Raw genomic sequence first — 14,210 nt, forward strand, 5'->3', positions numbered from 1 at the left:
TCTCCTCCTTGCCAGCCCGGTTACGGGGTCTGGCTTCCTTTCAGGCCAATCTCGAAACTGTCGATGTAGGCGTTGGGCGTGCGCGGGGTGAAGGCCACCCCGTCGATCAGCTCACCCTGGTGCGGGCGCTGGAAGTTCTCGGCCTCGAAATCCGGGAAATCCGATGCCTTGAGGGTGCCGTCGGCGATCAGAGAGCGCGCCGCCTGCTCGTAGATGTCCGCCCGATACACGCGCGCGGCGGTTTCCATGTACCAGCTGTCCGGCTTGGCCTCGGGAATCTGACCCCAGCGGCGCATCTGCGAGAGGTACCAGATGGCGTCTGACGGGTACGGATAGGTGGCGTTGTAACGGAAGAACACGTTGAAATCCGGGACCTTTCGAACATCGCCTTTCTCGTACTCGAAGGTGCCGGTCATGGAATTGGCGATGACGGCCTCATCGGCGCCGACGTAGCTGGGCCGGGCCAGGATGCTCACAGCCTCCTCGCGATTGGCGTTGTTGTTCTCATCCAACCAGTGGGCGGCGCGGATCAGGGCCCGCAGCAGTCGCAGGTGGGTGTTGGGGTAATCCTCGGCCCATTGCCGGGTCACGCCGAAGACCTTTTCCGGGTTGTTCGGCCAGATCTCGTAATCGGTGATCACCGGCACGCCGATGCCCATGAATACCGCCTGCTGGTTCCAGGGCTCGCCCACGCAGTAGCCCTGAATGGTGCCGGCCTCCATGGTAGCCGGCATCTGCGGCGGCGGTGTGACCGACAGGTGTACGTCGGCCTCCAGGGTACCGCTGGTGTCACCGCGCTGTGGCGCGTAGAAACCCGGGTTCAGGCCGCCGGCCGCCAGCCAGTAGCGCAGCTCGTAGTTGTGGGTGGACACCGGGAAGACCATGCCCATCCGGAACCGCTCGCCCTTTTCCCGGGCGGCGTCTACCACCGGCTTCAGGGCACTGGCGCTGATCGGGTGCTGCGGCTTGCCTTCGGCGTTGGCCGGGATCTGCTTGCGCATGGTCTCCCAGACCTCATTGGACACGGTGATGGCGTTGCCATTAAGGTCCATGCTGAAGGCGGTGATGATGTCCGCCCGGGTGCCATAGCCAATGGAAGCACCCAGAGGCTGACCCGCGAGCATGTGGGCCCCGTCCAGTTCCCCGGTAATCACCCGGTCCAGCAGCACTTTCCAGTTGGCCTGGGCTTCCAGCTCCACGAACAGGCCCTCGTCCATAAAGAAGCCCTGTTCCCAGGCGACAGCCAGCGGGGCCATGTCGGTCAATTTGATAAAGCCCAGCTTGAGGTCCGGCTTTTCCGCCGGCCCCACCTCAGCGTGCACCAGGGCAGTGGTGCCCCAGAGCGATGTCAGCAGCAGCAGACTGCAGAGCCTTCTAGCGGTTCGGTGTATGAGTGTGTACATGGCGATACCTCATTCTGTTTGGCCCAAACGCAAAAACGCCTGCCCTCCGTCTCCGGAAAGCAGGCGCCTGTGCCTGGGAATCAGTTGTCTGTTAAATCGTGAACGCGCGTCTCTGTGTATGACACTGCACGTGCTGTGCCATATTTAAAAGGTCATTTAAAACAGCAACCTATAAAATCACGAGGTAGGGCAGGTGGAGAGCGCGGGCAAAGACTCGGGTTGTTTTAGTGCGGCATTGCGTAAATTTGCACCAATTTGAAACCAGGGCGCACCCCGGCGCCAGGGTCGCGCCGAAGGACAACCCTTGTCGGGCGCGCCCGGCTGGCCAGGAGTGCCAACATTGCCGGGTGGCCCTGTTATTGCAGGTACTTCTGAATACGTTCAAGAAAATTTGATTCCACTGGCAAAGAAGCCCGCCCATGATGGCCCCCACGGCCTGAATCCGGCGGGCTTTTTTGTGTCTGATGCATGAGGAAGCGCCGTGACCAGCACCGATCATTCGTCCGCAACCGTCAAGACCACCTGCCCCTACTGTGGTGTGGGCTGCGGAGTAAACGCCAAAGCCACCGGTACCGAGGGCGATCAGACCCATCCTGCGAATCGCGGTCGGCTGTGCGTCAAAGGTTCCGCTCTGCATGAAACCCTGACGCCGGAGGGGCGCCTGTTAAAGCCGTCTGTCCGGGGGCGCGACACCGACTGGTCCACCGCCATTAACGAGGTGGCAGGAGCGATCCGGGAGTCGGTGGACCAGCACGGGCCGGGATCGGTGGCTTTCTATTTGTCCGGTCAGTTGCTGACCGAGGACTACTATGTGGCCAACAAGCTGGCGAAGGGCTTTATCCGCACCCCGCACGTGGACACCAACTCCCGCCTGTGCATGTCATCGGCCGTGGCTGCGCACAAGCGCGCCTTCGGGGGCGATCTGGTGCCGGGCTGCTACGAGGACCTTGAGCTGGCCGACCTGCTGGTGATTGCTGGCAGCAACGCAGCCTGGGCGCATCCCGTGCTATACCAGCGCATGCAGGCCTCGGCCCGTCCGGGCCGCAAAGTGGTGGTCATTGATCCACGCAGGACCGCCACCAGCGACCTGGCGGACCTGCACCTGGCATTGCGGCCGGGCACCGACACCATTCTGTTCAACGGTCTGCTGGTTTGGCTCGCGCACCATGGTGTGGTGGACAAGCACTACCTTGACGCTCATTGCGACGGTTACGAGGACAGCCTCGCCGCTGCCCGCTCCGTGGCGCCCAACGTGGACGCGGTGGCCAGCCTCTGTGATCTGCCGGTGGAGGAGGTAAACCGTTTCTATGAATGGTTCTCGGAGCACCCTCGCACCGTGACCGCGTTTTCCCAGGGTATCAACCAGTCCTCGGCCGGCACCGACAAGGGCAACGCCATTATTAACTGCCACCTGGCCACTGGCCGGATTGGCAAGCCCGGTGCGGCGCCCTTCTCCCTGACCGGCCAGCCCAACGCCATGGGCGGCCGCGAAGTGGGCGGGCTGGCCAACACGCTTGCGGCTCACATGGACTACGACAGCCCGGGAGCCCGGGACCGGGTGGCCCGTTTCTGGGGCACAGACTCCGTGGCGGACGGGCCCGGCATGAAAGCGGTGGACCTGTTCGATGCGGTGGAACGGGGCGAGATCAAGGTGCTGTGGATCATGGCGACCAACCCCGCGGTGAGTCTGCCGGAGACCGATCGTATCCGCCAGGCGCTGGCCCGATGTCCCACTGTGATTGTCTCGGACTGTGTGCGGGAAACCGATACTGCGCGCTACGCGGATATCCTGCTGCCCGCGGCGGGTTGGGGCGAGAAGGACGGCACGGTCACCAATTCCGAGCGCTGCATTTCGCGCCAGCGCCGGTTTCTTCCGCTGCCGGGGGAGGCCAGGCCGGACTGGTGGATTGTCAGCCAGGTGGCCCGGGCGCTGGGCCATGGCCCGGGGTTTGATTACCAGGGCCCGGCGGACATCTTTCGGGAACATGCCCGACTCTCCGGTTTTGAGAACGATGGGGCGCGCTTCTTCAACATTTCCGGCCTCGCCAACCTCACCGACTGGCAATACGAGCGACTGGCACCCACCCAGTGGCCGGCGAGAGGTGGGGAGCCTGACGCCGATGCTGGCGCCCAACGGCTGTTCACGGACGGCCGCTTTGCTACCGGCAACGGGCGGGCCCGACTGATACCGGTTGGCTCTCGCCTGCCGGTTCGCCCGCCCACGGAGGTGTTTCCCCTGGTGGTCAACACCGGCCGTATTCGCGACCAGTGGCACACCATGACCCGCACCGGACGGTCGGGACGCTTGCTGGCTCACCGACCGGAGCCGTTCATCGATGTGCATCCGGAGGATGTCCGCGCATACCAGTTGATGCCCGGCGGGCTGGCCACACTCACCAGCGCCCATGGTCAGTTCATTGGCCGGGTGCGGGTGGCGCCTGAGCAGCGACGGGGCGAAGTGTTTGTGCCGATCCACTGGAACCGGCAGTTCACCGGTCAGGGCCTGGCCACCGCACTTACCGACAGCCTGGTGGACCCGGTGTCCGGTCAGCCGGAAGCCAAACACGGCCGTGCCGCCCTCGCCGAATGGCCCGCGCGCTGGCATGGTCGTCTGCTGGTTCGTCGTGACCGGCCCAGGCGCTGGCAGGCGGATTACTGGGCCCACCAGCCAATCGCGCAATGTGAGAGCTGGTTCGTGGCCGGACATTCGACCGTGGACTGGGCCGAGGCGGTGGCAGACTGGCTGGGTGGCGCCCCGCAACTGGTGATGCAGGATGCTCGGGAGGGACGGTTCCGGGCGGCCCGGATTCGCAACGGTCAGTTGGAGGCGGTGCTGATGGTGGACCGTGATCCGAACGCCCTGCCAGCCATGGACTGGGTGGCAGAGTGTTTCAGCCTGCCGGAGCTTGATGAGGCCACCCGCAGAGGCCTGCTGGCGGCAAGAGCCCTGGATGGCGATGACATGGGCAACCTGGTCTGCAGCTGTTTTCAGGTAGGCGACCGTCAGATACAGAAAGCCATCGAGCAGGGCGCCAACAGCGTGGAGGCCCTGGGGCAGGCGTTGCGGTGTGGTACCAATTGTGGCTCCTGCCTGCCGGAGATCCGGAGCTTGCTGCCGGTCATTACCGAGGCGGTGTAAGTGGACTCAGCATCTGCACCGGTACCCGGTAGCGCACCCCTTTCGAGGGGCCAATACCGTCCACGGTGCAGGTCTTGCGGTTGACCCGGACGATCTCTCCGTGCAGTTCCCGGCGACCGGTGCCGAAACGCACGGTATCGCCCACCTGCCAGCGGGCCAGTTGCTGGCGGGTATCGACGGGCGCAAACGGTGTGTCTGGCAGCGCCACGCCCTGCTCGCCCGCCAGCTCCGCCAAGGCTGTCCGCGTGGTCCGGGCTGCCCCGCTTTCGTGCAGCTCATCGAGAATGGTGTAGAAATGCAGGTTGTGCACCGAGCCCCGGTAGCGCTGACCGGCGCATTGTTGCAACAGATGGGCGAATTCATGGCAACAGGTATGGGCCAGAAGATTCAGGGTGCTCAGCTCGCCGTCAAAATACCCCCGCTTGCAAATCTCCCGCCCCGACAGCCAGCCACTGGCAGTTTCCGGTCGGTGCTTGGCGGCAATCATACGGACACCATAGGTGATCAGGTGCTGCCCGGTGTGGGCATCGAAACGATGATAGGTAGCCTGGCCTGAGCCTACCCGGCAGTGCAGGAGGCTGCCCGGATGGCGCTCACGAATCCACGCTTTGGCGGGCTGCCAGAGGTGGTCGCGGGTGACGGCGCACATGAGTTTGCCGAGGCTGACGGCGGTCTGGGTTGGTAGGGGCGTTTTATGCAAACTTGGTACCTGGCCAATTCACGGATGCGTAAGAATAGATAAGCTTAACGTTCGATTTTATGGTTTGCTATGGACTGGTTGACCCTGACCCCGTATTAGATCCATCCAGAGTCAGGAAAACCTGGATATCCAGTTTTCGACATCCTCTCACAGCGATTCGCTTGGCAGCGCCGACGAAGCCGCCGCTTGAACCCTCAACGTTAATCAGACAAACTGTCACCATATATCAATAAATGGTGACGATTTGTCTGGATCCGGCTCTGCCCAATTCTCCCGAGCACAACTTCAAACCCTGTTCCGCCAGCGCGGCGGCCAGCTGCGCCTGAGCGAGGCACTGGCCCAGGGTTATAATCGCTATCAGTTTTATCAGCTCCGGGACGAGGGGCTGATAGAGCCGGTCAGCCGTGGCCTGTACCGGCTGGCGGACCTGCCTCCTATCGAAAACCCGGATCTGGTGATCGCCGCGACGCGTTTCCCCCATGCCGTGCTTTGCCTGATTTCTGCGCTGGACTGGCACGGCATTACGACGCATATTCCCCACCAGGTGCATCTGGCGGTGGATCGGGAGGCTCGCCTCCCGGTTCTGGATTATCCGCCGGTGGCCGGGTACCGATTCTCCGGGCAGGCCTTTAGTACAGGCATTGAACAGGTCGACGCAGATGGCATCGCGCTGAAGGTTTACAATCCAGAAAAAACCCTGGCGGATTGTTTCAAGTTTCGCAACCGCATCGGCATGGATGTGGTGCTGGAGGCACTGGAGCTTTATCGCATACGTAAAACCTTTCTGCCGGGCAAGCTGATGGAATACGCCAGAATTTGCCGGGTCGCCAATGTGATGGCCCCCTACGTGGAAGCCAAGTTGTGAATCGAAGCAGTCCTTCAACGGAATAACCAAAGTGAAAGGAGATCACGATGGCCAAAAACACTGCCGCGTCCGTTCGTCAGAAACTACTGAATAAAGCCCGGCAAGAAAAGCGCCCCTTTAAAGAATTGTTGCAGTATTACGCCATGGAGCGGTTTCTGTATCGGCTGAGTCAATCGCCCCACAGTGGCTGCTATACCCTGAAGGGTGCACTGATGCTATGGGCAATGCAGGGACCGACCAGCCGACCGACCCGGGATATCGATATGCTGGGCCAGACCAGCAATGAACCGGCGGCTATTCTGTCTCAGGTGAGGGACATTATCGCCACTGAGGTGGTGGATGACGGTTTGCACTTCGATTCGGATACCCTCAAGGCAGAAACAATCACCGAAGATGCGGACTACCAGGGGCTGAGGGTGACCTTCATCGGTTTTCTCGACAACGCCAGAATTCCGATGCAACTGGATATGGGCTTTGGAGATCCCATATTTCCGTTCCCATCTTGGTTGGAATTTCCGGTGTTACTGGATTTTCCCGCCGCCCGAATCAAGTGTTACACGCCGGAATCGGCCATAGCCGAAAAGTTCCAGGCGATGGTGAAGCTGGGTGATCTGAACAGCCGGATGAAGGACTTTTACGATATCTGGCTGATGTCCCGCCAGTACAAATTCCGGTTGGAAAACCTGAAGGGTGCTGTTGACGGCACTTTCCAGAAACGCGGGACAGAAATCCCTGAAACCAATCCCTTTTCTGACGCTTTTATGGATAGCAAACAGCCACAGTGGAAAGCTTTCCGTAACCGCCTTGGCCAGGATCATGTGACTGAGGCCTTTTCAGAGGTCGTAGAAGCGATAGTTGAGTTTCTCGGTCCTGCAATGGAGGGTAAAGCCGTGGATGCGCGCAGCGAGACTTGGCACCCGCCCGGTCCCTGGAGCCGATAGGCCTTTGGTTCGCTCCATTTCTCGAGTCAGCTCAAATGCTGGCATTTTCAGCGCCTAATTTTCTCTTAAAGTCGATAAAACCTGATCGAAAATATCCTCATCTGCGCTGATCGTAATCCATTGAGACGGTTGTCTCGACGTGGCGATGAAGGCGGTGGTGTATCCATTGATCGTTGCGGAAAAACCGTAGACACCCTTGTTCAAAACCAGTTTTCTTATATCACCTGCAGAATTCTGCGCTTGCTGATACCCCTCCATCAATTCTTCCACCGCTGTCGAGAACTCTGGGTTGGTATCCATCGTCATAACAGATCCAACCAGTTTTGAGTCGCGCCATAGCTGTATCTCGGAGGGTTGGATATCGACAGTGTCAAACTCGCTGCTATCCAATTTGAACACGATGTCGTTGGAAGTGCGGAACTTGGTGGGTTGTTTAAAGGAAGCACAACCTGAGATGAGGCATATAAAAAAAAGACCACACACCACAGACGATTTCATGAAACACATCCCTGTTCAATTTAGAGAGTCGATTATAGCTGGTTTGAACTGAGCCGCGCGAAAACGCTTGCACATCATGTTAATGCGCACATTGCCCAGCAAAAAAGGCTCACCCGACTTCCTGAGAACTCGCAAAGCCCATTTCCTGATTTTGTGTGCTGGCAAGAGGAGATCCTGAGGGTTTGGAACAGCATCAATCCATGTGCTGCAGTCCTCCATATCAGCCAGTAGTTCAACAATTCTTATAATCGTGTCATCCGAGATCGACGACGATGTGAAAAGACGGGCGTTTCCATGTCCGTAAAATGAGCCGATGATTGCCCGAATGATATCGACATCATTCTCAGTGATGGTGTCGCTCATGTTTTTCAATTCCTGAAGTCCCATAGCTAATGCCCCGACGATCTCGCGAAGGTCGGGGCAACATAACGCTGAGGCGTGTGTATATTACGCCTCGATCGGCGAGCGCCAGTCGTCGGCACCGGAGGTGCCTGCAACAGCGTGCTCCCAGGTGACCTTGCGGTAGGACAGGGACACAGTGACCAGCTGGGTGAAGTCGGCGTTGCTGGCGTCCTGGCAGTGCGGCATGTTGCAGTTGATGTCGATGATGGTGGCATCTTCGAGGATGGTGGAGAAGAAGTGCTCCTGCTTGCCCTCGACGGAGGTGCGGTACCACTTCAGCTCAACCTTCGGCAGCATTTCGCCGGAAGCCAGGGCGTTGTACATCAGCGGAGTGGCCTTGTTCAGAGCCGAGGTGAACTTGAACGGCTTGTGCACGCGCTGGCCGGAGGGCTGACCGGACTGGGGATCGGTCGGTACGGTGACAACGTGGCTGAATTCCTGCACCAGCACTTCGTCTTCGTGGCCTTCCACGTAGATGTTGCCGACGGAGTCGGAAGTGAATGCACCGGCAGTGATGTTGCCCTGGGTCTGGCCTTCGATACTGATATAACAAGGAGTTGGCATAGTCTGCTCCATGACGTGTGAATGAAAAAAGTCCCTGGGTTACTCCCTGGACACCGGGGATGACTACAAGTGCCATGCCAGGTTGAGAAAATTCAGTTAAAACAGTTGACTAGGTTGTTTCGGGGCAGTCCGGCTCACGGGCGGGGCAATCCTGTACCCGGAAACCGGGCAAGTGGTTGCTGCCTGGGCAAGAAATCGCTCGCTGGGTAGGTCAGCGGATGGCCAATACCGTGAGCAGGGCCAGAAGCAGGAGCGCCGAGACGGTCTGCCAGAAAACCACAGGCTGGCGTTCCATCAGGGGTTGCTGCTGACGCTGTTGCCAGTCCTGTCCGGGCCGGCGCAGCTCGGTGAGGTATTCTGACAGCGCCGGGTAGCGCTTGTAAGGCTGGAGGTGCACCGCACGGGCAATGGCATGGTCCACCCATCCGGGAACATCGTCCCGCAGCTGTCGTGCGGGCCGGTAGCTGAGACGCTTCAAATCGCTTGTACCCCGGGCCTTGGGGATTTCAGCACCATACGGCAGGTTACCCGTGAGCAACTGATAGCTGATGACGCCCATTGAAAACTGGTCGGCCAGCCAGGTGGCCGGTTCGCCGAAGAGAGTCTCCGGAGCACTGTAAAGCGCGGCGCCCCTGGGCCCTGTATTGATCGACGGTGCCGCTTCTTCCAGACCGGCGACCCGGGTGGCGCCGAAATCGATCAGGGTCACCGTGCCGTGGGCATCCACCATGATGTTTTCGGGCTTCAGGTCCTGATGCACCATTTCCAGCCGATGAAAGGCCCGTAGACCCCGGGCAATCTGCTCCACCAGCGACCGGACCTTCTCCAGTGTGGGCTTCGGGTTGTCCAGCATCCACTGGCGCAGGGTGCAGCCTTCAACGAATCTGGTGGCCTGGTACAGTACCGTGCCGCGCCGGTCCGGTTCGAACGGGCGTACCACATGGGGGTTGTTGATGCGCCGGGCAATCCACTGCTCGGTGGAAAACTGCTCCAGATAGGCCGGGTCGTGCCGCTGTTCCATGGATGGAAGTTTCAATACCACGCGTGCGGCGCTGTCCTCATCCTCGGCCAGGTAGACATGGCTCCGGCTGCTGGCATGAATCTGCCGCAGAATCCGATACCCGTCCAGCAACTGTCCCGGGCGCAGTTCATCGGCAAAGGGCCGCTCCGAGAGTTCACGAAAAAGTTCGGCGTTGTCGGTGTCGGAGGCCACCGAGTCGACCCGGATTACCTGAGCGGTCAGGTTGTCGTCACTGCCATTTTCCAGGGCCTGTGCCACCAGCGCCTGTGCGGCCTGGTCCAGCTCGTCACCCGCCGCATGGATCGTGGCCGCCATGGTGCGATCCTCCAGGTGTTCGTGAACGCCGTCGGTGGTCAGCAGGAAGGTGTCGCCGGGAACAATGCCAATCTGGTGGTAATCAATGTCCAGCTGGTGCCCGATACCCATGGCCCGGGTCAGGCAGCTTTGCTCCGGGGACAGCCAGAGCCGGTGGTCCGAGGTGAGCTGTTCGAGCCGGTCCGGGTGAACCCGATAGATACGGCTGTCGCCCACGTGAAAGAGATGCGCGGTGGCGGACTTCAGCACCATCACGCTGAGGGTGCAGACATAACCCCGGTCACGGTCGTAACGGTACTGGCTCTGTCGGGTCTGGGCATGGAGCCAGGCGTTGGTGGCCCGTAGCACCCGCTGGGCGGATTGCTTGACCGACCAGCTGTCGGGGGTGGAGTAGTAGTCGGTGAGAAACCCCGCCACCGCCGACTCGCTGGCAACCTGGCTGACGTTGCTGGAACTGATGCCGTCGGCCAGGGCTACGGCAATGCCCTTGGTAACCAGCTGGTGATTGTCCGGCACCAGTAACCCGTGAAAATCCTGGTTTACCGGCTTTCGACCGGCCTGGGAGTGCTGGCCTGTGGTAATCGACAGTGTTGAGGCCATGGTCAGCGTGGTTTCCTTCAAAAGACAACTCCGGCGGCAGCGCCGCCGGAGTGTCCAGTCAGGCTCTGGCTCAGTTGGAGCGGGCCAGGGCCCCGTCATTGTAGGCGCCGGGTATCTGGCGCTTGGGTGCCGTGCGCACGTGGGTGGTGTAAAGCGTCAGGCCGGTGAATGCCAGGCCGCCCACCAGGTTACCCAGCACGGTGGGAATCTCGTTCCACCACAGGTAGTCCATCACCGAGAACTCGCCGCCCATGATGATGGCGGACGGGAACAGGAACATGTTGACGATGGAGTGCTCAAAACCCATGAAGAAGAACAGCATGATCGGCATCCACATGGCCAGGAACTTGCCGCTGACGCTGGTGGAGATCATGGCACCGACAACGCCCATGGACACCATCCAGTTACAGAGCATGCCGCGGATAAAGATGGTGGCCCAGCCGGCGGCGCCAAACTCGGCGTAACCAAGTGTCCGGGCCTCGCCAACGCTGGCGATCTTGGCGCCGACCGCACCCGGGTCGGTGTTAAAACCGTAGGTGAAAATGAACGCCATCATCACCGCCACGGTGAGTGCGCCGCCCAGGTTGCCCAGGAACACCCAGCCCCAGTTGCGGAGAATGGCCGCCGGCGTTACCCCCGGCCGCTTGTCCAGCAGGGCCAGCGGAGTGAGCATGAAGACCCCGGTGAGCAGATCGAAGCCCATCAGGTAAAGCATGATGAACCCGATCGGGAACAGGATGGCGCCGATCAGGAAGACGCCCGTCTCTACGGCGACGGTGATGGCAAAGGCCGCAGCCAGGGCCAGGATGGCGCCGGCCATGAAGGCCCGGATGAGTGTGTCGCGGGTGGACATGTAGATCTTGGATTCGCCGGCGTCGACCATTTTGGTGACGAATTCCGAAGGCGCGATGTAGGACATATTGGTTTCCCCTGACTTCTGTTCGTTGGCCGCGTGTCTAATCCGGCCATAAAAAAACGGCGCTACCTGCTGCCTGCAAAGTGCAGGTGCACGTAGACGCCGTCGTCTGAATGTATCTGTCGCTGTGAACGAAACCGCCAGTGGCTTCGATACCTGGTGGAGTGCAGGGACCATGCCAGAACAATGTCAGCCCTGGAAAGTATATTTAATTCAATGGATTGCCGAAGTTGTGGTTGCCGATAAAGAGTTCGGGGAGATGGGGGTCGAGGGCCCGAGGCACCTGATTGGTGCGCTCTGGGCGGCGGCTGCTGCACGCTGGCGCATGGCCCTGTCGGTTAGCGGAGACTGAAGCGAACCGGCAGAGCGTAGCGGAATTTCTGGCCGCTGATGTCGTCTGGCACCGGGGGCAGTGGGGCTGCCTGCTCCAGCATCGCGAGCGCGGATTCGTCCAGAAGCTGGTGCCCGGAGCCGGTTCTCAGGCTGTGGCCTATCAGTGAGCCATCCCGGCGGAATTCGAACACGATCACCGGCGTACCTTCCTGGCCAAGGCGTCGGGCCCGCCGCGGGTACTCGTAATAACGGGACAGGTGTCGGCTCAGCTTAGAAAGGTAGTTGTCGACCGCCGACCGCACGCCGGCATTCTGCAGCGGAACCGTTGCCTGGGACGGAGGCTCTTCGGTGCGCGTGGCAGCCGGATCCTCACCGGCCTGCTCGGATGCTTCAGGCTCGGGTGTGGTTTCCTGCACCGGCTCTGGCTGTTTGACCGGTTCCGGGTCCGGTTCGGGTTTGGGTTCAGGCTTTGGCTCGGGTTCGGGTTTCGGCTCCGGTTCAGGTTCCGGCATTGGCTCAGGCTCTGGTTTCGGCGCTGGCTTCGGCTGCACCTCTGGCTCTGGTTCGGGCTCCGGTGTCGGTGCCGGTTCTCCGGCCAATCTGATGCGGATAGCCGGTGCGGTGTTCACGGCAGACTCACCCAGGGTGTGGAGCTCCACGGTTTTTTCCGGTGCAGCGAGCACCAGGCCAGCCGCGGTAATAACCCCGGCCAGTAGCAAAAGCACCCAGCGAAAGGCAGGTGGCCGCGGCATCATTGGCCGGGCTCCGTGAGCAACAGAATGTCCCGGTATCCGGCGCGCTCCAGCAGCCTGAACAGCGACTCCAGATCCGCCATGGTGGTGTTCTCTGCGGCGGCAATCTTCAGAGGCTGCTGGCCATTGGGTTGCGGTAGTTGTGCAATCAGGGAGTTCCGATCAACCGGTGTTTCCCCCACCTGCCAGTTGCCCTCGGCAGTCACGATCAGGTCGGCCTCGGGGGCCTTGCGGTCCTCGGTCTGTCCGGTGCCCGGCAGTGGCGGCAGGGGCGCGTCGGCCAACTGACCGGCAACAATGAAGAACATCAGCAGCAGGAACACCAGATTGATCAACGGCAGAAGCGCATCCTCTACGCGTTCCATCAGTGTCTTGCCGGAGGTGAACGGAGGTGGAACCAGATCGCTCATGGTGTCGGGGGCCTGGTCCTCTGCCAGTGGGTTTCGATGCCACCGTCATTCAGGACGCTCAGGGTCCGGGTGAAGGTACCCAGCGGCGTGTTGTTGGTGGTTGCCAGGTTAACCTCCCCGATGCCAGCGCTTGTCAGGCTCTTGACCAACCGATCGAGTGTGAAGGACTGCTCCCGCCAGCGGACTTCGCCCGATGCGATAACGGTCAGCTCCGGCAGAGGTTCCCCGGTTGCCGAGGTTCGGCTGGCCGTGTCGTTGGCCAGTTCCAGATAATCCACCGGCAGCAGGCGGGTGGTGAGCATGAAGAACACCAGCAGGATGAACACCACATCGATCAGGGGCGTGATGCGGATGGGAATCGGCCGGCTGGGCCGCGGTTCAACCAGTTGCATGGGCGAATCGCTGACCCTGTGCTGTGGCGTAGTTGTCGGCAGGGTTGTCGGCAGGCTCGCTGTCCGGTTCGGCCGCAAGCCGGCTTTTTGAGGCGGTGCCGCTGGATTCCGGGGCGTCCAGAGTCTGTTCCGGCACAATGTGCAGGATGGAAACCAGCGTGCTGTTGATGGTCTTGTGAATCCGGCGCAGACGGAATTCAATCCAGGCGGCCAGGGCGGCAAACGGAATGGCAACCACCAGACCCGCAGCTGTGGTGGTGAGCGCCTCGTAGATACCGCCGCTGAGCTGGGTGGCGTTGGCCCGGCCATCGGTGGCCGCCATGGCGCTGAATGCTTCCATCATGCCAAGCACCGTACCCAGCAGGCCGAGCAGGGGCGCTAGCGCCGCGATCACCTCAATAATCTTCAGGGGCGCTTCGAAGGGCTCCAGGGCGTGCTGGGCATCCCGCGCTGCGGTCTCGCGGATCTGTCGGTCGTCCTGGCGTTTTTGCAGGGCCTCAATGGTGTTGGTCACCAGGTGCAGGAGTGGATTCATCCGGCCCCAGCGCCCGGCCTGGCTACGGACTTCGGCGGGGCGCACCGAGTCGGGATTGCTCTGCCAGTTCATTACAGTTTTTTTAAGACGTCCGGAGAGACGCGGTGCGTAACAGCTGCCCAGGAGCATCAAATACACGAAAGTCACCAGCCCGAACACGGCAAGTGCGAGCAGCACCACCATCACAGGGCCTCCCATATCAATAACTTGGGCAATAGGGCCGTCGGTCAGGGGTAAAAGGGAGTTCATGTTTCGACGCGCTCTCGAAATGCGGAAATGGATATTAATAATAACGATTATCATTAAGTATGCAAGCCTGTGACCTGACATTCAAGCGCCTGCTGGATAGACTTGGACCATCATCAGGATCACAAGAAGCCGTTGCAGTCAGGAGGAACAGATCATCGCTGTTTGTCGGGTCCGC

15 protein-coding genes are annotated in these 14,210 nt (G+C 60.6%); 4 read left to right on the plus strand and 11 right to left on the minus strand.

The window, feature by feature from the left end; genetic code table 11:
- Positions 1-20: 20 nt before the first annotated feature.
- Complete coding sequence (locus tag BM344_RS11225) at positions 21-1,403, minus strand: CmpA/NrtA family ABC transporter substrate-binding protein (RefSeq protein WP_091989705.1); 1,383 nt, start codon at positions 1,401-1,403, stop codon at positions 21-23.
- 481 nt (positions 1,404-1,884) lie between these two features.
- Here BM344_RS11225 and BM344_RS11230 point away from each other — a divergent pair, with 481 nt between their 5' ends.
- Complete coding sequence (locus tag BM344_RS11230) at positions 1,885-4,542, plus strand: nitrate reductase (protein WP_091989708.1); 2,658 nt, start codon at positions 1,885-1,887, stop codon at positions 4,540-4,542.
- Here the strand turns inward: BM344_RS11230 and BM344_RS11235 are convergent.
- Positions 4,526-5,191, minus strand: coding sequence for a hypothetical protein (locus BM344_RS11235; RefSeq protein WP_091991044.1), 666 nt, complete (start codon positions 5,189-5,191; stop codon positions 4,526-4,528). The two genes, BM344_RS11230 and BM344_RS11235, sit on opposite strands and share 17 nt — an antisense overlap.
- Before the next feature lie 295 nt (positions 5,192-5,486).
- Here BM344_RS11235 and BM344_RS11240 point away from each other — a divergent pair, with 295 nt between their 5' ends.
- Positions 5,487-6,107, plus strand: coding sequence for a type IV toxin-antitoxin system AbiEi family antitoxin domain-containing protein (locus tag BM344_RS11240; RefSeq protein ID WP_228143603.1), 621 nt, complete (start codon positions 5,487-5,489; stop codon positions 6,105-6,107).
- 47 nt (positions 6,108-6,154) lie between these two features.
- Positions 6,155-7,048, plus strand: coding sequence for a nucleotidyl transferase AbiEii/AbiGii toxin family protein (locus BM344_RS11245; protein ID WP_091989711.1), 894 nt, complete (start codon positions 6,155-6,157; stop codon positions 7,046-7,048).
- 54 nt (positions 7,049-7,102) lie between these two features.
- Here BM344_RS11245 and BM344_RS11250 read toward each other — a convergent pair whose 3' ends face one another.
- The 5 genes from BM344_RS11250 to BM344_RS11270 form a co-directional block, all read right to left on the minus strand.
- Positions 7,103-7,546: a hypothetical protein gene (locus BM344_RS11250; protein ID WP_091989714.1), complete on the minus strand. Its 444-nt coding sequence runs from the start codon at positions 7,544-7,546 to the stop codon at positions 7,103-7,105.
- Positions 7,547-7,561: 15 nt separating this feature from the next.
- Complete coding sequence (locus BM344_RS11255) at positions 7,562-7,909, minus strand: hypothetical protein (protein WP_091989716.1); 348 nt, start codon at positions 7,907-7,909, stop codon at positions 7,562-7,564.
- Positions 7,910-7,993: 84 nt separating this feature from the next.
- The gene (locus BM344_RS11260) at positions 7,994-8,512 is read right to left on the minus strand and encodes an Hcp family type VI secretion system effector (RefSeq protein WP_091989719.1); all 519 of its coding nucleotides are present in this window, start codon (positions 8,510-8,512) and stop codon (positions 7,994-7,996) included.
- A gap of 211 nt (positions 8,513-8,723) precedes the next feature.
- The gene (locus BM344_RS11265) at positions 8,724-10,448 is read right to left on the minus strand and encodes a bifunctional protein-serine/threonine kinase/phosphatase (RefSeq protein WP_091991050.1); all 1,725 of its coding nucleotides are present in this window, start codon (positions 10,446-10,448) and stop codon (positions 8,724-8,726) included.
- Between the two features lie 70 nt (positions 10,449-10,518).
- Entirely contained in the window at positions 10,519-11,367 is an 849-nt protein-coding gene (locus tag BM344_RS11270; RefSeq protein WP_091989721.1) for a formate/nitrite transporter family protein, read from the minus strand.
- A 172-nt stretch (positions 11,368-11,539) separates the two neighbouring features.
- On the opposite strand from BM344_RS11270, the gene BM344_RS17570 reads away from it, so the two are divergent.
- Positions 11,540-11,716, plus strand: a complete 177-nt coding sequence (locus BM344_RS17570; RefSeq protein ID WP_167363235.1) for a hypothetical protein — start codon at positions 11,540-11,542, stop codon at positions 11,714-11,716.
- Here the strand turns inward: BM344_RS17570 and BM344_RS11275 are convergent.
- The 4 genes from BM344_RS11275 to BM344_RS11290 are packed head-to-tail and all read right to left on the minus strand — an operon-like array spanning position 11,703 to position 14,035.
- Positions 11,703-12,449, minus strand: a complete 747-nt coding sequence (locus BM344_RS11275; RefSeq protein WP_228143604.1) for an energy transducer TonB — start codon at positions 12,447-12,449, stop codon at positions 11,703-11,705. The two genes, BM344_RS17570 and BM344_RS11275, sit on opposite strands and share 14 nt — an antisense overlap.
- Entirely contained in the window at positions 12,449-12,859 is a 411-nt protein-coding gene (locus tag BM344_RS11280; RefSeq protein ID WP_091989726.1) for an ExbD/TolR family protein, read from the minus strand. The genes BM344_RS11275 and BM344_RS11280 overlap by 1 nt, the downstream gene beginning before the upstream one ends.
- Positions 12,856-13,251, minus strand: a complete 396-nt coding sequence (locus tag BM344_RS11285; protein WP_091989729.1) for an ExbD/TolR family protein — start codon at positions 13,249-13,251, stop codon at positions 12,856-12,858. The genes BM344_RS11280 and BM344_RS11285 overlap by 4 nt, the downstream gene beginning before the upstream one ends.
- A complete protein-coding gene (locus BM344_RS11290) occupies positions 13,238-14,035 on the minus strand; it encodes a MotA/TolQ/ExbB proton channel family protein (RefSeq protein ID WP_091989732.1) in 798 nt (265 codons plus the stop codon). The genes BM344_RS11285 and BM344_RS11290 overlap by 14 nt, the downstream gene beginning before the upstream one ends.
- Positions 14,036-14,210 lie beyond the last annotated feature (175 nt).

The sequence above is a fragment of the Marinobacter gudaonensis genome (genome assembly GCF_900115175.1).
GTDB lineage: Bacteria > Pseudomonadota > Gammaproteobacteria > Pseudomonadales > Oleiphilaceae > Marinobacter > Marinobacter gudaonensis.

Bases quoted from the DNA above. Each gene is read 5' to 3' on its own strand.
- BM344_RS11225 (WP_091989705.1), bottom strand. From the start codon at position 1,403: ATGTACACACTCATACACCGAACCGCTAGAAGGCTCTGCAGTCTGCTG.
- BM344_RS11235 (WP_091991044.1), bottom strand. From the start codon at position 5,191: ATGTGCGCCGTCACCCGCGACCACCTCTGGCAGCCCGCCAAAGCGTGG.
- BM344_RS11245 (WP_091989711.1), top strand. From the start codon at position 6,155: ATGGCCAAAAACACTGCCGCGTCCGTTCGTCAGAAACTACTGAATAAA.
- BM344_RS11250 (WP_091989714.1), bottom strand. From the start codon at position 7,546: ATGAAATCGTCTGTGGTGTGTGGTCTTTTTTTTATATGCCTCATCTCA.
- BM344_RS11255 (WP_091989716.1), bottom strand. From the start codon at position 7,909: ATGAGCGACACCATCACTGAGAATGATGTCGATATCATTCGGGCAATC.
- BM344_RS11260 (WP_091989719.1), bottom strand. From the start codon at position 8,512: ATGCCAACTCCTTGTTATATCAGTATCGAAGGCCAGACCCAGGGCAAC.
- BM344_RS11265 (WP_091991050.1), bottom strand. From the start codon at position 10,448: ATGGCCTCAACACTGTCGATTACCACAGGCCAGCACTCCCAGGCCGGT.
- BM344_RS11270 (WP_091989721.1), bottom strand. From the start codon at position 11,367: ATGTCCTACATCGCGCCTTCGGAATTCGTCACCAAAATGGTCGACGCC.
- BM344_RS17570 (WP_167363235.1), top strand. From the start codon at position 11,540: ATGCCAGAACAATGTCAGCCCTGGAAAGTATATTTAATTCAATGGATT.
- BM344_RS11275 (WP_228143604.1), bottom strand. From the start codon at position 12,449: ATGCCGCGGCCACCTGCCTTTCGCTGGGTGCTTTTGCTACTGGCCGGG.
- BM344_RS11280 (WP_091989726.1), bottom strand. From the start codon at position 12,859: ATGAGCGATCTGGTTCCACCTCCGTTCACCTCCGGCAAGACACTGATG.
- BM344_RS11285 (WP_091989729.1), bottom strand. From the start codon at position 13,251: ATGCAACTGGTTGAACCGCGGCCCAGCCGGCCGATTCCCATCCGCATC.
- BM344_RS11290 (WP_091989732.1), bottom strand. From the start codon at position 14,035: ATGAACTCCCTTTTACCCCTGACCGACGGCCCTATTGCCCAAGTTATT.